The 16,327-nt window shown below is 49.6% G+C and carries 12 protein-coding genes; 10 read left to right on the top strand and 2 right to left on the bottom strand.

From position 1 onward, the window contains the following. The first annotated feature begins 146 nt into the window (after positions 1–146). The 5 genes from Q0X25_RS04210 (at position 147) to Q0X25_RS04190 (ending at position 7,604) form a co-directional block, all read left to right on the top strand. Complete coding sequence (locus Q0X25_RS04210) at positions 147–2,018, top strand: HlyD family efflux transporter periplasmic adaptor subunit (protein WP_298579241.1); 1,872 nt, start codon at positions 147–149, stop codon at positions 2,016–2,018. An 8-nt stretch (positions 2,019–2,026) separates the two neighbouring features. Continuing rightward, the gene (locus Q0X25_RS04205) at positions 2,027–3,319 is read left to right on the top strand and encodes an ABC transporter permease (protein ID WP_298579239.1); all 1,293 of its coding nucleotides are present in this window, start codon (positions 2,027–2,029) and stop codon (positions 3,317–3,319) included. Between the two features lie 171 nt (positions 3,320–3,490). Next, on the top strand, positions 3,491–5,287 hold the full coding sequence (gene aspS / locus Q0X25_RS04200; RefSeq protein ID WP_298579238.1) for an aspartate--tRNA ligase: 1,797 nt from the start codon (positions 3,491–3,493) through the stop codon (positions 5,285–5,287). 31 nt (positions 5,288–5,318) lie between these two features. Beyond that, positions 5,319–6,086 (top strand): A24 family peptidase, encoded by a 768-nt coding sequence (locus tag Q0X25_RS04195; RefSeq protein ID WP_298579237.1) that lies wholly within the window; start codon positions 5,319–5,321, stop codon positions 6,084–6,086. Positions 6,087–6,266: 180 nt separating this feature from the next. Continuing rightward, entirely contained in the window at positions 6,267–7,604 is a 1,338-nt protein-coding gene (locus tag Q0X25_RS04190; RefSeq protein WP_298579236.1) for a hypothetical protein, read from the top strand. A gap of 209 nt (positions 7,605–7,813) precedes the next feature. On the opposite strand, the gene Q0X25_RS04185 is transcribed toward Q0X25_RS04190, so the two are convergent. Beyond that, on the bottom strand, positions 7,814–9,292 hold the full coding sequence (locus tag Q0X25_RS04185) for a C69 family dipeptidase (protein WP_298579235.1): 1,479 nt from the start codon (positions 9,290–9,292) through the stop codon (positions 7,814–7,816). A 202-nt stretch (positions 9,293–9,494) separates the two neighbouring features. Between Q0X25_RS04185 and Q0X25_RS04180 the strand changes: the two genes are divergently transcribed. From Q0X25_RS04180 to Q0X25_RS04165, 4 genes are all read left to right on the top strand, one after another. Then, the gene (locus tag Q0X25_RS04180; protein WP_021625714.1) at positions 9,495–9,698 is read left to right on the top strand and encodes a cold-shock protein; all 204 of its coding nucleotides are present in this window, start codon (positions 9,495–9,497) and stop codon (positions 9,696–9,698) included. A 354-nt stretch (positions 9,699–10,052) separates the two neighbouring features. Further along, positions 10,053–11,201: a hypothetical protein gene (locus Q0X25_RS04175; RefSeq protein ID WP_298579233.1), complete on the top strand. Its 1,149-nt coding sequence runs from the start codon at positions 10,053–10,055 to the stop codon at positions 11,199–11,201. 137 nt (positions 11,202–11,338) lie between these two features. Continuing rightward, positions 11,339–12,754 carry a Sapep family Mn(2+)-dependent dipeptidase gene (locus tag Q0X25_RS04170; RefSeq protein ID WP_298579232.1) on the top strand — a complete coding sequence of 472 codons (1,416 nt, stop codon included), beginning with the start codon at positions 11,339–11,341 and terminating at the stop codon, positions 12,752–12,754. A gap of 505 nt (positions 12,755–13,259) precedes the next feature. Continuing rightward, complete coding sequence (locus tag Q0X25_RS04165; RefSeq protein ID WP_298579231.1) at positions 13,260–13,505, top strand: LPXTG cell wall anchor domain-containing protein; 246 nt, start codon at positions 13,260–13,262, stop codon at positions 13,503–13,505. 154 nt (positions 13,506–13,659) lie between these two features. Here Q0X25_RS04165 and Q0X25_RS04160 read toward each other — a convergent pair whose 3' ends face one another. Next, the gene (locus Q0X25_RS04160; RefSeq protein WP_298579229.1) at positions 13,660–14,328 is read right to left on the bottom strand and encodes an HAD family phosphatase; all 669 of its coding nucleotides are present in this window, start codon (positions 14,326–14,328) and stop codon (positions 13,660–13,662) included. Between the two features lie 292 nt (positions 14,329–14,620). On the opposite strand from Q0X25_RS04160, the gene Q0X25_RS04155 reads away from it, so the two are divergent. Then, positions 14,621–16,036 (top strand): Sapep family Mn(2+)-dependent dipeptidase, encoded by a 1,416-nt coding sequence (locus Q0X25_RS04155; protein WP_298579227.1) that lies wholly within the window; start codon positions 14,621–14,623, stop codon positions 16,034–16,036. The last annotated feature ends 291 nt before the right edge of the window (positions 16,037–16,327 follow it).

Raw genomic sequence — 16,327 nt, 5'->3', positions numbered from 1 at the left:
AGATTAGAATAACGGTCTCGTGGGCTCGGAGATGTGTATAAGAGACAGGGTATGGCTGTTGTGATGATTACTCATGATCCTACTATTGCCGATCATGCCCAGAGGATTTGTCATATAGTCGACGGTCAACTTGCGGATGGTGCGCTATGAGCGGAAAACTGCAACCAATGACAAAACAAAAGCGTACTCTCACCATCACGGGCGTTGTGGTACTCATCTGTGCGCTGATAGTAGGCGTCATCCTGCTTATTCGTAACTTTACTCGCAAGCCCGTTGAGGTGTTTCCTGTCTCAAATATCAACAATGGCATGGTCGATGATGGCGGTACGCTCTCTGGTCAAGTCGCTCAGGGTGACGTTCAGACGCTCAAGCTTTCGGAGGCTCCTCTTGAATCCATCAAGGTCAAAGAGGGGAGCAAAGTTAAGGTTGGCGATGTGCTGGCAACTTTTGATATGACGCAGGTTAAACTCACCAAGCTATCGCACAAAGCACGCCTAGGCGCTGTCGAAAGCGAACTTCGTCGAGCAAAGCGTGAGCTCGCGCGCGTATCTAATTTGACGCCTGCTCCCAAAGGTGGTGGAGGCGGCGGCGGTGGCGGCGGGGAGCCAAGGGTTAAAAGGATAGATCATGGTGAGCTTCCTTTTGTAGATAAGCTAACTCCCAAGAGTAAGTCTGCTACCGAAGGGAAAAACGTAGAGTACTACGTCGAGGCTACAGGTGGTGCGAGCCTGTACGATTTACTTTACTTTGTAAAGCCAGACACAGTGATTAGCTCTGACTTTCTCAAGATGCTTAAAGAACAAAACAAAACCTGCGAGTTGCGTCTCTTTACTATTGGTGATGACAAGAAACCCGTCCGTTGTGGTAGCTGGGTTTTGGTAGGCTCTCTGCTGCCTGCAGAGACTGCTGATAGCTCGAGCCAAACTGAAGAGGGTACTGGTACAGGTACAGGTACTGGCACGGGCACTGGTACAGGTACAGGTACAGGCACTGGCACGGGTACTGAAGATAACAATGCAGGTGCAGATGAGGGTTCTGCTTCTGAAAATACTAACAATGAGTCCACGCCTACCACTCAAAAAAATGATGCATATGCTGACTGGCGTGCGGGCGCAGGCATTATTAGCAAGGATGGCAAGACTCTAGAAAAAAACCCCAAAGTTGTGCGTAACTGCGGCGTTTTTGTTTCTATGCCTCCCCTTGTTTATGAGCGCTTTGAGGAAGTACCACTGGACGATGACGATAACGACGGTGGTGAGGTGCCCGAGGAACAGTCTTATACGCGCGAGGAAATCGACAATATGATTCGCGAGCAAAAGAAGGCTGTCGAAACTGCAAGTTTGGATGTGCGTGATGCACGTATCGCTGTTCAACAGGATGAACTTATCAATGATAAGGGCGAAGTACAGGCAAAAATTGCAGGTACGGTGACTAAGGTTGCTGACCCAAAAAAGATCCGTAAAGGGGATACCTTGCTTTCGGTACAGGGTAAAGCAGCATATAGCGTGACGATTTATGTTGATGAACTTTCACGTAACTCTATCCAGATAGGTGATACCTATCGCATCAATACGTATCAGTCTGGTGCTTCGGGTATAGCTCATGTCAAAAAAATTGGTACGGTACCCGCGCCAAGCGGACAGTATGCTTCGGGCAATCCATCCAATACGTTTTATCCGGTAACTTGTGAAGTCACCGAACTCGATGACCCCTCAATGAGTTTTGAGGTGGGCGAGGGCTGCGATGCGAGGAAGTCTACGGACGAAGACGAGGGCGATATTATCAGCCTAGACAAAATGTACATCCGAAATGATAAGGATGGTTACTACGTAATGGCTGCAAATCCGCAGGGTAGGCTCGAACGTCGCAGCATAAAGATTGGACAGATTTACTGGGGCAGTATCATTGAGGTCAAGGATGGTTTGACTCAAGATGACAAAATTGCATTCCCCTATGGTCGAGATGTAGTTGAGGGCGCGCCGACCAAAGAAGTCGATAGCCCCAGCATGGACTTTTAGGGGGAGCCATGATTGAAAATCTGCGCATTTCCCTTCGAGGCATTTGGTCACACAAGCTTCGTAGTTTGCTTACTATGCTTGGCATTATTATTGGTATCGCGGCGATTATCTCGATTGTCTCCACTATTGAAGGTACCAACGAGCAGATCAAGCGCAATCTCGTAGGTTCTGGTACGAATGCCGTGGCGGTTATAGCGACTCTTGATGGTAATTCGCTGGAATATGGTATCGATAATCTTCCCGTGGGCACTCCTATGCTCGACGAGGATGTCAAGCAGGAGCTTACTGGTATTGATGGTGCCACCCGTGCGTCTTTTTATCGTAAGTTGAACTACGCTCCTAACGTATATTTCCTCAATACCTCGCTGGACTCGGCTGCAATTGCAGGCGTTGACGAAGATTATCTTGAGACAGCGGGTCTGTCTGTTATTGCAGGGCGTGGCATCACTGCTCATGATATGGGTGGCCAGCGAATTTGTTTGATTGACCAATCAGTGGTGCGCGCAGCTTTTAATGGGATTAATCCGTTGGGCAAAACAATTGATATTGCAGGCGAGCCTTTTGTAGTTGCTGGTGTCGTTGCTCCAACATCGCGTTTTGAGCCAACCATCGAAAGCATATCTGATTACTATATGTATGAAAACACAGGTGGTGGAACAATTTATATCCCCAATACACTGTGGCCCACTATTTCTAAGTATGACGTGCCGATGTCTGCCTTGGTGCGCGCTGCATCGACTGATGATATGGGCAAGGTGGGCAAGAAGGCTGCGGATCTGCTTAACAAAAAAATTGGTGCCAATACCCAAGCGAGTCCCAAGGAACAAGACGAGAAAAGCGGGAGCGGTAGCGGACTGAGCTATCAAGCGGTAGATGTAACCGAGCAGACCCAAAAGCTACAGCAGTTGGCAAGTTCCACTAATGCCATGCTCATTGGCGTTGCTTCGATTTCGCTCATTGTTGGTGGTATTGGTGTTATGAACATCATGTTGGTTTCGGTTACTGAGCGTACCCGCGAGATTGGACTGAAGAAGGCCTTGGGTGCGCGTCGCCGTACCATCCTGATACAATTTTTGACTGAAGCGGTCATGCTGTCAGGCATTGGTGGCTTGTTTGGCGTGATTGTGGGCTTTATTTTGTCGCATGTGATTTCGGCACTCGCGGGACTGCCTGTGGTTATTAGTGTACCAGCAGTCTTGGTAGCGGTGGCATTTTCCATGGTTGTGGGTGTGGTCTTTGGCATCATGCCTTCGATGAAAGCAGCTCGCTTGAGCCCCATCGATGCTCTCCGTTATGAGTAGTGTCTGCTGGATATATTTTTGTGAGTAGGGTTGGAATACAAACTTGCCGCACTTCTACTGTGTCTACGCTGCTACCATGAGAGTCCGTGTTTTGCAGTGCAGTCTACACTGTAGGGCCGTCTGCTGATCTGCGCCCGTACGGCACGGGGCGCGAGAGACGAGAGGATTTTGATGAGCAAATTTAGCATGCATACTCACAGCTGCGGAGAATTACGTCGCGAGAACATTGGCGAGCAGGTTACCCTTACGGGCTGGGTGTGGCACCGTCGAGACCATGGTGGCATGGTTTTTATTGATTTGCGTGACCGTGAGGGTTTGACGCAAATATCTTTTGATCCCGACCACGCCGATGGTGTGCCTTTTCATGTGGCCGAGAGGGTTCGTCTGGAGTGGCCTGTTTTGGTGCGTGGCGTTGTGCGTAGCCGCGGTACCATGGCAAATCCTAATCTCGCTACTGGCGATATCGAGATTCTTGTTGATGAGATGCTGGTGCTTAATTCTTCACAGACACCCCCTTTCCCCATTGAAGATGATGGCGATACCGCTGAAGACATCCGTCTGCGTTACCGCTACCTTGATATTCGTCGTCCTGTAATGACAAAAAACCTGCGCTTGCGTTCAGACTTTGCCTTTGCGGTTCGTGAGGCTTTCCATAAGCATGATTTTGTTGAGGTTGAGACACCTGCGCTCTTCAAATCGACGCCTGAGGGAGCTCGAGATTTTCTTGTACCCAGTCGTACTCAGCCGGGCCACTTTTATGCGCTACCTCAATCGCCGCAGCTGCTCAAGCAGCTACTTATGGTGGGTGGCATTGAGCGCTACTACCAAGTGGCAAAGTGCTTCCGTGACGAAGATTTGCGTGCTGACCGTCAGCCCGAATTTACCCAAATTGATGTTGAAATGAGTTTTGTCGAGCAAAACGATGTAATGGACTTGGCTGAAGAAGTGATGCACGATGCGCTCGCTGCGGTGGGCGTTGATTTGCCCCTGCCTATGCGCCGCATTTCTTATTGGGATGCTATGGACACGTATGGCTCCGACAAACCTGACACTCGTTTTGGCATGGAAATTCATGATGTAACAAGCATCTTTACAAACTGTAAGTTCAAAGTCTTTTCATCTGCTGCAAATACCGAAGGGGAGTACGTTAAGTGCATCAATGCCAAGGGTGCAGGCTCTTGGGCACGCTCCAAAATTGACAAGCTCGAGCCCATTGCACGGAGCTTTGGTGCAAAAGGTCTTGCTTGGGTTGCCTTCCGTCCTGACGGCACGGTAAATAGCCCAGTTGCAAAATTCTTCTCGGATGAGGAAATCATGGCGCTTAAGGCCGAGATGGACGTTGCAGCTGGTGACTTGATTTTGTTTGCAGCGACCAAGCGTCTAGAAGCCGATGAGATTTTGGGTGGCATCCGTACTCATATGGCAGCTGCGTTGGAGCTCCCCCGTGAGGGTCACGATTTCCTCTGGGTTGTCGATTTCCCGCTCTTTCATTGGGATGAGGATCGTCAGGTCTGTGCTGCTGAGCACCAACCCTTTACTCAACCCCTTGAAGAGGATATTGAGCGCCTGGATAGTGACCCTCTGTCTGTTGGCTCACATACCTTTGACTTTGTAATGGATGGTTTTGAAGCTGGTGGCGGCGGCATGCGTATTCATGATGCCGAGCTGCAAATGCGTATTCTCAAGATGCTAGGCTTTACCGAAGAGCGTGCACGCGAGCAATTTGGCTTTTTGATGGAAGCTTTGACCTTTGGTGCACCTCCTATGGGCGGTTTTGCTTTGGGTCTCGATCGTGTGTGCATGCTACTTGCGGGTGCCGATTCTATTCGTGAGGTTATGGCCTTCCCCAAGACGACTTCAGGGTCTGACCTCATGAGTGCTGCTCCAAGCATTGTGAGTGAGCGCCAGCTTTCTGAGCTTGGTCTGGAAGTTTTACCGAAGGTCAAGGAAGAAGAGCTACAAAAGTAATTTGTACGATATAAGAAGGAGCGGAAGCTCTATGACTGAGCCGTTAGCTTGGGTGCAGATGGTTGTGCTTGCACTGGTGCTGGGCTTTGTTATGGTGCGTCCGCTCCTTTTTTGTGCACGCAGTTTATTGAAAAGCGCGTATCGGCGCAGTGCGGTGGAGGCAGTAGAAAAGATAGACGCTTTGGGTGACACCACGCTTGCTATGGTGACATTGAGAGCGGTGTGCAGTGTGCTGTATCTGCTGCTTTTGTGGCGCTATGGCTTTACGAGTGAAGTCCTCGAACTGCTTGTCTTTGTGAGTGCCTTGCTGGTACTGACGCTGACAGATCTTGTGGCGTACTACATTCCCAATGAGTCTTTACTTGTTGCAATGTTCGCTCGGCTCTTGTATCTGTTGGGCGAGGGATTGGCAGGTAGGGTAAGTTTTGCTGTGCTCGCCACGGCTTGTCTTGACGCAGTTATAGTTGCCGCTCCGTTGCTTGTCCTTGTGCTATTGATGGACCTGCTGTTGAGGCGTCCCAGTATGGGCGGGGGAGACCTCAAACTTTTTGCTTTGGCAGGGTTTTATTTTGGTTGGCAGCGCTGTATCCCACTTGTTTTAATTGCGTGTATTTTGGGTATTGGCTTCTCATTTGTGTGGGGAATGCGAAAAAACAAGCCTGTCACTGTCTTTTTATGCTCCATAAGCCCAAAGCCTACAGCTGACTTTCCCTTCGGCCCTGCCATCGCGGCATCGTGCTTTGTGATTGCCCTGCTAGGAGACGAATTTTTGATTTGGACGATGAGCTTTTTTAGCTAGTTTTATCGCTTGTACGGAATTGTTTTTCACTAAAAACTCATCCTGTAATGAATCAAAAGCTGGTCGAATGGATAGACTGCCGCCATTGACTGTTTTGGGTGCACGCTACCCATCGACTGCTGTAGTGCTACCATGAGTGGCTACACATGCCAAGCAAATACAGCACAAACGGAGGTAGGCTTGGAAACGCGTAAGCACAAGCGCAATGGCGCTTATTCTTTTAACCCAGACCGCATGAATACCCCTGCAGATGATGCTGCTGATATGTCGGGTGAGTCTACCTTCACTCGTCGTGATGCTCTGCGTATGCTGCTAGGTGCTGGTATTGGTACGGCTCTGCTTCCCACGGCAGCATTTGCTGTGGACAAGACCAAGGTCAACGAAGCTCAGGATGCTCTGGATGACGCGCAGGCAAAATATGACCAAGTGAATTCTCAGCTCGATATGCTCGGTGATGAGTTTGAGGAGTTGGCACAGCAGCAGTCTGCGACGCTCAGCCAGATTGAAGAGACTTCACGTCAAATTGATGACACCAAGACAAAAGTGAGCGATACCCAAAAACGTATTGACGATACGCAAAAAGACATTGTTAAGCGCCAAGCTGAGCTTGACTCCAAAAAAGAGGTGCTCGCGGCTCGCGTTGCGGGTGCGTACAAGTCTGGTGGACGTGACTTTTTGTCAGTACTTATGAGCTCTGCTTCCTTTGAGGATCTTATCTCCAACGTTTACTATCTCGACAAAATCAGTGAGTCTGATGCGGCGATGATTGAGGATGTCAAGGAGGCAAAAGAGACACTAGATCGCAAAAAGGCTGGGCTTGAGGAAGATAAAACCAAGCTGCAAGAGCAGCAAAAATCCTTGGAGCAGCAGAAATCCGACCTTGATGCACTCAGCCAGACTCAAAAGCAACAGCTTGAGGATATGCGCGCAAAGCAAAACGAGGTGCAAAAAACTCTCGATGGTTTGTCTGGTGAAGTTGCTGACTTGATGAAGAAGCGCGACGCCGAAATTATGGACTACAATGCGGCGCGTCAGGCCGAGAAGGAAGCAGCAAGAAAAGCGGCTGCAAACAGCAATCCTGGTAGCAGTAATGCGGGATCACATATTTCTAAGGGTGGCGGTCAGTCTTCAGCCTCTACGGGCTCACAGGCCGCTATTGTGAATGCTTGCCACAGCGTTGGTTCGCCTGGTGCAGGTTACTGTGCTATGTGGGTGTCTCTGGTGTTCCAGCGCGCGGGTTATGGCTACATTGGTGGCGATGCATGTGACATGTATAACGCCTATTGCACCAGCTCTAGTAAATCCAACCTCAAAGTAGGCATGATTGTAGCCGTCTCGTCGCATCCCCATACGCGTGCGGGTCGCATTTATGGCCATATTGGCATCTATATCGGTGGCGGTATGATGATGGACAACATTGGCTATATTCGTACCGAAAGCGTTGATGAGTGGATTTCTTACTATGGTCAGACGGTGACGCCGCGCTGGGGTTGGGCTGGCAACATAGTTTTGAGCTAAAGCCGCCCTTATATCCGCAGATGGTTCATTCTTCGGTGTCGACTGCCATAAATGCGCAGGTCATTTTTTTCGGAAGTCCGAAGGACGAACCATCTTTAGAAACAGCTGTAAAAGTAAGCATATAGAAGCGACCAAAACAAATATATGCAAGCGCACACATGCGCACACAAGCACAGCTTAGCATGCTCTTGTGTCACACATATTGGGTGTTAGCCGTCGTTGCGCGAGAAGCTGTTGGTCATGCGTAAGCTGGCGGTATCCAACACGCTTGCGAGCAACTTGTTGGTTTCCTCGCGCACAACATCGGCAATTGCATCGTTAGTCTGCTCGCGGATCTGCTCGTCAGCTTCGTCTTCAACCTCGTACATCAGCGCAAGAGCACGAGCTGGTACTGCTTGCTGATAGCGCTCGATAAGCGGTGCGCAGTCGTAGAAGTGTGCATCGGCCATCGCGGCAATCAAACGATTTGCCCAGTAAAAGGACTCAGTACTAACCGTAGAGCTGGTGTTGGAGAAGTACTCAGGTGTTCTGCGGATTCCCACAAACTGAGGGACGATAGCGTTGAAGACATTAGAGCCAAATGCGAGCCAATGAATTGCGCGAGTAGCCTCGGGACCGTCAGCGCGAAGCTGCAAAATAGATAGCTCACTGGTGCGGTTGATGCCAATGGGGCGATACATACGGCGCTGTGCTGGGTCGCCTCCACGTCCGTATGGGTCATACGGCGTACCCTGATAGTGGCGAGAAAGCAAATCTTTAACGTCAGCGACGGTGAGTTTGCGCTCGGGGTGTACTGCCCAAGGAATATCATCGCTTTCGGGGGTAAACTCGGCATCAGGTCCTACCCACAGCGCTTTGTGAGGTGTAAGCGTGCGCTGCATGTCCCAAGCCCGTGGCGTGTTATATACGTGGTCGGCATCGGAGTGCGATCCAAAAGCGTAACGGGGATTGAACTGGCCATCCAGTGAAAGATCTAGGTGATTTGCTGATATAAATTCACGCAAATCCTCACTACATAAGAAATTTATGCCCTCTCCAAAGGCGTCTTTCATATCAAAAAAGTCGATACCCAATTGATTGGGCATGGTAACGACACAATCATCAGGAACACGGACAGCAATCCAGTGGTGACCACCGATGGTTTCGAGCCACCAAATCTCGTGAGCGTCTGAAAATGCAATACCGTTCATTTCGTAGGTGCCATATTTGCTCAGCAGAGCACCAAGGCGGATAACACCTTCTCGAGCACTGTGGATATAAGGCAGCACGCAGGTAACAAAATCTTCTTCACCAAGACCGCCTGCAAGCTCGGGAATATAACCACTCTCACCCTCAGTGCCGACAGCGGCAATGAGCTCCACGAGTGGGTCAGCTGCAAGTACAAGTTCGTTGGTGGTGATGGTTTCTGTAGCATTCATGGCGACATTGGCATCATTGATGCCAGCGGCAGCCCAAGTGCCTCCACCCTTAATGGCTTCGGGGGTTGAGCTGTAACGTAGAGGATTATCAGGTAGTTCTACTTCCACATGGCTGATGACTGAGCGGTAATGACGAGGTTGGTCTTCAGGGTTGACGATGACAAATTTTTTGGGATTCCACTCACCGTTACAAGAATCCTCGTTGCGTCCGACGAGCGTCGAGCCGTCATAGCTCACTGCTTTTCCTACAAGCAAAGTCGTGCAAGACATGCTGCCTCCTTTTGTCCAAAGCTGCAAACGGTATAGTGTGCATTTAGCAGTCTATATACGCCGTCAGCGGATTGTTGGCATAAAAAACCTTGTTTTGAGGTACTATAACCCTTGTGTCGCGCGGGACATCCGCTCGACATGGTATCGCGCGAAAAGCGCAGTGTTTATTGCGCCACAAAGGCGCACGAAGGAAAGGCACGTCATGGCACAGGGTACTGTTAAGTGGTTCAACCCCGACAAGGGTTACGGCTTCATCTCTCGCGAGGATGGTGACGACCTGTTCGTCCACTACAGCGAGATCAAGATGGACGGTTTCAAGACTCTTGATGAGGGTCAGGCTGTCGAGTTTGATATCACTACTGGTCAGAATGGCAAGCTCCAGGCTTCCAACGTCACCAAGGCATAGTTTCCCGCTGCGTTTAGCAGCTGAAGCAAAAGCTTAAGAGGGGTCCGAAAGGGTCCCTCTTTTTTTTAATATGAGCAGGACATTGTCTGTGTAGGCTCAAAATCCCAAAAGTCGACTTATGCCAAATTCCTGCAATTATGAGTTGACGTTTGGTGGATAGGCTTCTCTCGGGTAAAATCTCGAAAGTTATGTGGTAGCTATGGCTTGTTTATAAGCTGTTGCAGCCCACAAAAATGAGGAGTTTTTTTGCAGGATACGTCGTCGTCTTGGTCTTGGGCGGCAAAGCACTTTTTGAGAGACAAGACGTACCTCCGCTTATGCGGCAAAAAGGTGCGCAGAAGAAGGGACTTTAGCGTGCAGCAATGGCAGGCAGCAACTGGTCGGCAAGCGCTCAAGATTCTCGCACTGGCATTTGCGGGTACTTTGTTAGCTTTCTCGATGCCGACTGTTCTTCCCCGTGTCGCATATGCCGCTGGCAAAGATGACATTGCTTCTCTTGCCAAGCGTATCGAGCAGGCAAACGACGACTATGACGCCGCAGTCAAGAAAGTCGAAGACGTCAAGGAGCGTATGAGCGAGGTCCAAGATCGTATTGATACGATCAATGCTCAACTCCCTGAGCAGCGCGAAAAGTCTGCAAGCTCTATGCGCACGCTCTATAAGTTCCAGCAGTCCCGCGGAGGCCTGATCGATTTAGTCCTTTCTTCGGAGGATTTTTCGAGTCTCTTGTCGACTCTTCAGTATCTCAACATTATTTCGGATAAAAATACCGATGAAATTACTTCTTTGATAGATATGCAAAATGAGCTCGAAGTAGCTCAGACCACGCTCAAGGCTGAAGAAGTAGAGGCTGAGGAAGCCCGTCAAAAGGCAAAGGATGCATTGAGTGCAGCCGAGGAAGCTCGTGCTGAGGCAGAAGCTCGTGCGGTAGCGCAGGCAAAGGAAGAGGAGGCTGCCCGCGCGGCAGCTCTTGCCGAGGCAAAAAAGGCTGAATCCGAGCATAAGACTTTTAAGACCGTTAATGGTAACGAAGTTAAGGTAAGTTCTAGTGCCAAACAAGATGGCACAACTCCTGCAAAAGTTGATCACGACACGTCTGCTGTAGACACTAATGATGGCAATAAGAAAAACAACGGTTCTTCTTCATCTGACTCTGTTGACTCTTGGGCAGCACGCATTGATGCCTACCTTGCAGGTTCGCCGCTTGCTGGTCAGGGGAAAACTTTCGCTGAAGCTGCTCTGCGCTATGGCGTTGATCCACGCTGGTCGCCAGCAATTTCGTGCATCGAGTCTAGCAAAGGCGCTCGTTGCTTTAAGTCACATAATGCTTGGGGCTGGGGCAGTTGCAGCTGGGGTAGTTGGGAAGAAGCTATCAATGCTCACGTGGCTGGCCTTGCGAGTGGCTATGGCTACACCATCTCACTAAGTGCGGCAAAGAAGTATTGCCCGCCCAATTATTCTTACTGGTATTCTTGCGTCTCCTCCGAGATGGCAAGCATCTAAGCCAAAGAGGCATTCAAACGTAAACGAGCTTGGTGCGCGAGTATTCGTTGCGATAGGTCTTAGGTCTGGGTTATCGGCTCCTGTTGTGTCGTTTTTGCTCTGCGCAAAAATATGAGTATGGAGGTCGGGAGACCGAAATGATTGATGAACAATTCAAGCAGAACGTTGATGCCTTTGTCGATGAGGTCTGGGAAGACGTTGTTGCTGATATTCGCAGGCTCGTCCGTATCCGTTCTGTCGAGGATTGCGCTGCTGCAAAGCCTGGCATGCCTTGGGGTCCTGCCTCCCATGAGGCACTCGTAGTCGGCCTAAGGATTGCCGATCGTTTGGGTCTGGACGCACATGAGTGCGAGGGTTATTTGGGCTATGCAGACCTTGCTGGTGAGTCGGACAAGCAAATCGCAACCATTGCTCATACTGATGTTGTGCCCGAAGGCTTAGGTTGGACCTTTCCGCCCTTTGATGTTTCGCGTAAGGAAGGCTGCCTCGTTGGTCGTGGTGTTTTGGACGATAAAGGCCCCTGTGTGTTATCGCTTTATGCTGCTCACTATTTTGTGCGTGAGGCGCAACGTAGTGGCAAGAAGCTTCCGTATACCCTACGCTGTATCGTGGGCAACAATGAAGAAACCAGTATGAAAGACCTTGACTGGTATCTGGAGCGTTACCCCATGCCTGAATTCGTATTTTCGCCCGATGCGGAGTTTCCGCTGATTTGTGGTGAGAAGGGCCTGTATTCAGGAACTTTTTGCTCGGGCAAGATCGCAGGTGATGTCATCGTTGAACTCGATGGTGGTACTGTTGGCAATGCAATTCCTGGTCGCGCGACTGCTGTGATCAAGTGCGCAGCAGCTGAGCTGCCTGAAGCCAATAGTATCGATATTGAGGCTGCGGGAGATAGCCAGGCACTCATTACTGCTCATGGCAAGGGTGGCCATGCTTCTATGCCTGCAGGCACTGTCAATGCAATTGCTTTGCTTGTTGATTACTTGCTAGAGCACAAGTTATGCTCTGCTAAGGAGCGCGTCTTTCTCGAGATGGAGCGCATACTGCTTGCGACAACTGATGGCTCTTCGGTGGGTGTCGCTAGTAAGGATGATAAGTTCGGGCCGCTGACGCTCATTGGTGGCACAGTGCGTACGGAAAATGGCCGCTTTATACAGACGGTTGATTCACGCTTCCCAACTAGTACGACGGGCGAACGTATTAGCGAGACGCTCAGCAGCTTTGGAGCTCAATATGGCTGCAGTTACGCTGAGGGACGCAATGTTACACCCTTTTATGTGAGCCCTGAGCTGCCCGAGATTCGCTGTTTGTTGGATACCTATGAGGAGTATAGCGGGCGTGAGGGCAAGGCCTTTACCATTGGCGGTGGTACCTATGCGCGCCACTTTGCTCGTGGAGCTGCCTTTGGTCCTTGGGATCCAACCGATTCTATACCCGAGTGGGCAGGTCCCGAGCATGGTCCCAATGAGGCAATTCCTGAGGCCAGTCTTAAGCGTGCGCTCAAAATTTATATCATGAGCATTGCTCGTCTGATGGAACTCGACTTTTAAGACTTTCTTGTAGTTCAGATGGCTCAAGCTTCGATCTGCTCGCCTGAAGATGGTTCATCCTTCGAACTGCTTACCAACAGATGGTTCGTTTGTCGGACGAGAGGAAAATCTGACCTGCGCTTTTATGCTTGCCCACTTCGAAACTCGAACCATCTGTTATTTCTAGTCCGAAACTCGAACCATCTGCGATTGGCGCACTCGACACTTGAACCATTTGTGGCGTTAGCTGGTGACAAAAAGCTGATATAAGTGGTCTCACCGGTTTATGAGACCGCTTGCCGTCACTATTAACGTTCCACCCTTTTAGCTTTGAGAAAAAAGCATGCGATAGATGATATAAAAAAGTATTGCTTATATGGCATGTTGGCATGGGAAAGTGTTTAAAAAGGATAAGTATGATAACGACTGAAAAGGGGCATACGTTTTTCAAAACGGCTGGCAAGGTTATAGCGCTTGTCGCAGCTATTTTGATACACTCCCCATCGATGCTTGGGCTTGTACTCAGGTGTACATTGTTTCTAATGATGGCAAAGCAAGCGCGAAGTTTACTGTTGTTGCTGCTGAAACCACCAAGCCTGATACGCCTGCTAAACCTGGTGCAACTACCAAGCATCGTAACTCCAAGAAGGTATCGAGACTTCGTATGCCCCAGACAGGCGATTCTGCCAGCATAGCTTTCACATCTGTTATGGGTGTGACGGGCACAGTCCTTGTTTTGGTAGCGCTAGATCGCAAGCGTAAGAATAACTAGGGTTGTTCCATATATTTATTGCATCCACATTGTGTTCTCTTTTGCAAAACACTCCTTCAGCTCACACTGGAGGAGTGTTTTCTCACTATTAGTATGAAAATAGGACCGGTGTGAGCACATATAATTTATGTATTTACCTGTGGAATAAAGTTTCTTATGTCAGACAGATATCTTGCCAGTCGCGCAAAAAAATATCCGCGAGCCGTGTTACGACCTGCTCGTCTTGCATAGGGTCATTACTGGCAACAGCGCAGGTTAACATTCCAATACTATGAGCAGAACGAATGCCCTCAGCAAGGTCCTCGAACACAATACAGTTGGCGGGGGCAACGCCAAGCCGACGAGCTGCCTCAAGGTAAATATCAGGATGATCCTTGGGATGGGCTACATCCTTCCCATAAACCTGTTGGTCAAAAAGGCTACGTACATCAATATGACGACATGATTCTAATACCTCAGCATCGTTTACCGTTGCCAATGCACAGGGGATGCCCTGCTTTCTTAAGGCTTCGATATAGGCTTGAGCGCCTGGGCGTAAACGAGCGCGGTTGTGATAGAGCGCTTTACCCAATCGGTTCCACTCATCACATATTTCATCGACAGTTTCACGCAGGCCAAAACGCTCGATGGTATAGCGTGCGCCTGCTTGAAAACCCATCATTGAGAGCATTTTTTGGTACTCAAGATCAGCCTCAATGCCGCGTGAACCCAAAAATATCTGATCAACCTCATGCCAGATAGAGTGCGTTTCGGCAATTGTTCCATCAAAATCAAAAATTGCAGCTGCAAATTCTGCCGGCCAAAGTCGTGTATCTACTGTCATTTATTTACCGTCCTGTGCGGAATACGTTGCCATCTTTGGCATTCTAAAGGAGTCTATGGCTTATGCTGCAGTTCAAGTGCAGACATATACTACTAATCCATGCAAGTTAGTCTCATGTATCTTTTGTGCATGACTTTCTGCAAAAATTGTGTATACCCAATGGCTCTTCCTGCAAACTTTTGCCGTCTACCGAGCCTCTCAGCGATTTGCCGCTTTGTTTCTCTCTGATGATATTAAACGCTAAACTAGCAATGGTTATGCAATCAAATGAACTTCGGCAGAAAGGACTGTTATGGCAGACGAGCAGGTCAAGCAGGACGCACGCGCTTATATTGAGCGCGAGTGGGAAAACATCGTTGCCGATGTTGCTACCCTTGTCAGTATTCGTTCCGTTGAGGATATGGAGCATGCTACCGAGGGCATGCCGTATGGCCCCAAGCCCTACGAGGCTTTGTGCGCCGCATGCGATATTGCAGAACGTATGGGTTTTGATACTCACAATTGTGACGGCCATATCGCATATGCAGATATCCCTGGTGCTTCCAAAAAGCAGCTCGCTCTTATTGGTCATACCGACATTGTGCCCGAAGGCACTGGTTGGACTTTCCCGCCCTTTGAAGTCACCCGCAAGGATGGCTATATGATTGGCCGCGGTGTTCTTGACGACAAGGGCCCTCTGGTTATGGGCATGTATGCAGCCAAGTTCTTCAAAGAGCAGGCAGATAAAACTGGCGAGCCCCTGCCTTATACCATCCGTTGCATTATCGGCAACAATGAAGAGACCGATATGCGTGACGTGGAGTGGTATATCGAGAACTTCGAGCAGCCCGCGTTCCTCTTTACTCCCGACGCAGACTTCCCGGTAATCTGTGGTGAGAAGGGTGGTTATTCTGCCACCATTCGTTCCAACAAGGCAATTGCCGACCAGATTGTTAGCTTTGAGGGTGGCACTGCGGGTAATGCCGTTCCTGGTCAGGCAATCGCAATCGTACGTGCCGATGCCTCCAAACTTACCGCTGCTGAGCGTATTGAGCTTGAGGACTTGGGTGATGGTACCGTTCGCATCGTAGCTACCGGTATTGGTGCTCACGCCTCAATGCCCGAGGGTTCCGTAAATGCAATTCTCGTTCTTGTTGATTATCTGTTGGACAACGGTATTGGTAGCGAAGCAGAGCGTCGCTTCCTCGAGCTTGATCACAAGGTACTTTGCACCACCGACGGCTCTTCTATGGGCTTTGCTTCCCGTGATGAGATGTTTGGTCCTCTGACCTGCATCGGCGGCACCATCTGCATCAAGGATGGTATTTTTGAGCAAACCATCGACTCTCGTTATCCCACCTCTATCAGCTCAGATGAAATTAGCGCTGCTATCGAGAAGATTCTTGCTGATTACGATGCTAATCTCACGGTGGATCTTGATATGCCGACTTTCTATATCAAGCCTGATAATCCCGCGATTCAAACCTGCGTAGACACGTACAACGAGTACACCGGTCGCGATTCTGAGGCTTATGTTATCGGTGGAGGTACCTATGCGCGTCACTTCAAGTGTGCCTGCGCCTTTGGTCCCAATGACCCCGCCTTCTCGATGCCCGACTGGATTGGTGCTGAGCACTCTGCTGATGAAGGTTTTTCTGAGGAGCAATTCAAGAAGGCCTTGGAGATTTACATCGTTGCGATGTCTCGCCTTATGAAGCTTGATCTCTAAGCGCTGCTTGTATAGATACGGCTGTAGGTACCAGGCTAAAAGTCTGGTACCTCTTTTTTTATGCTTGTCGTTTTTGCTGAAGGAAACGACACCTTTGAACATCCAGGCGACATTCATCTGACCCCATTTGAGAGTAGGTCAGATTTTTGGCCGTGACTAGGTTTGGGCAGAGATGACGTGGCCTTACAGGGAGTCGGGAAAACTTTCGAGGGAGTTCATCATGCCGACGATGATGTCATCAGGCGTAAATCTGTCTCTTATACACATCTCCGAGCCCACGAGACCGTTATT

This window comes from uncultured Olegusella sp. (genome assembly GCF_947253395.1).
GTDB lineage: Bacteria > Actinomycetota > Coriobacteriia > Coriobacteriales > Atopobiaceae > Olegusella.
The sequence above is the reverse complement of the archived record's forward strand: the minus strand, read 5'-3'. Positions and strand labels throughout refer to the sequence as shown.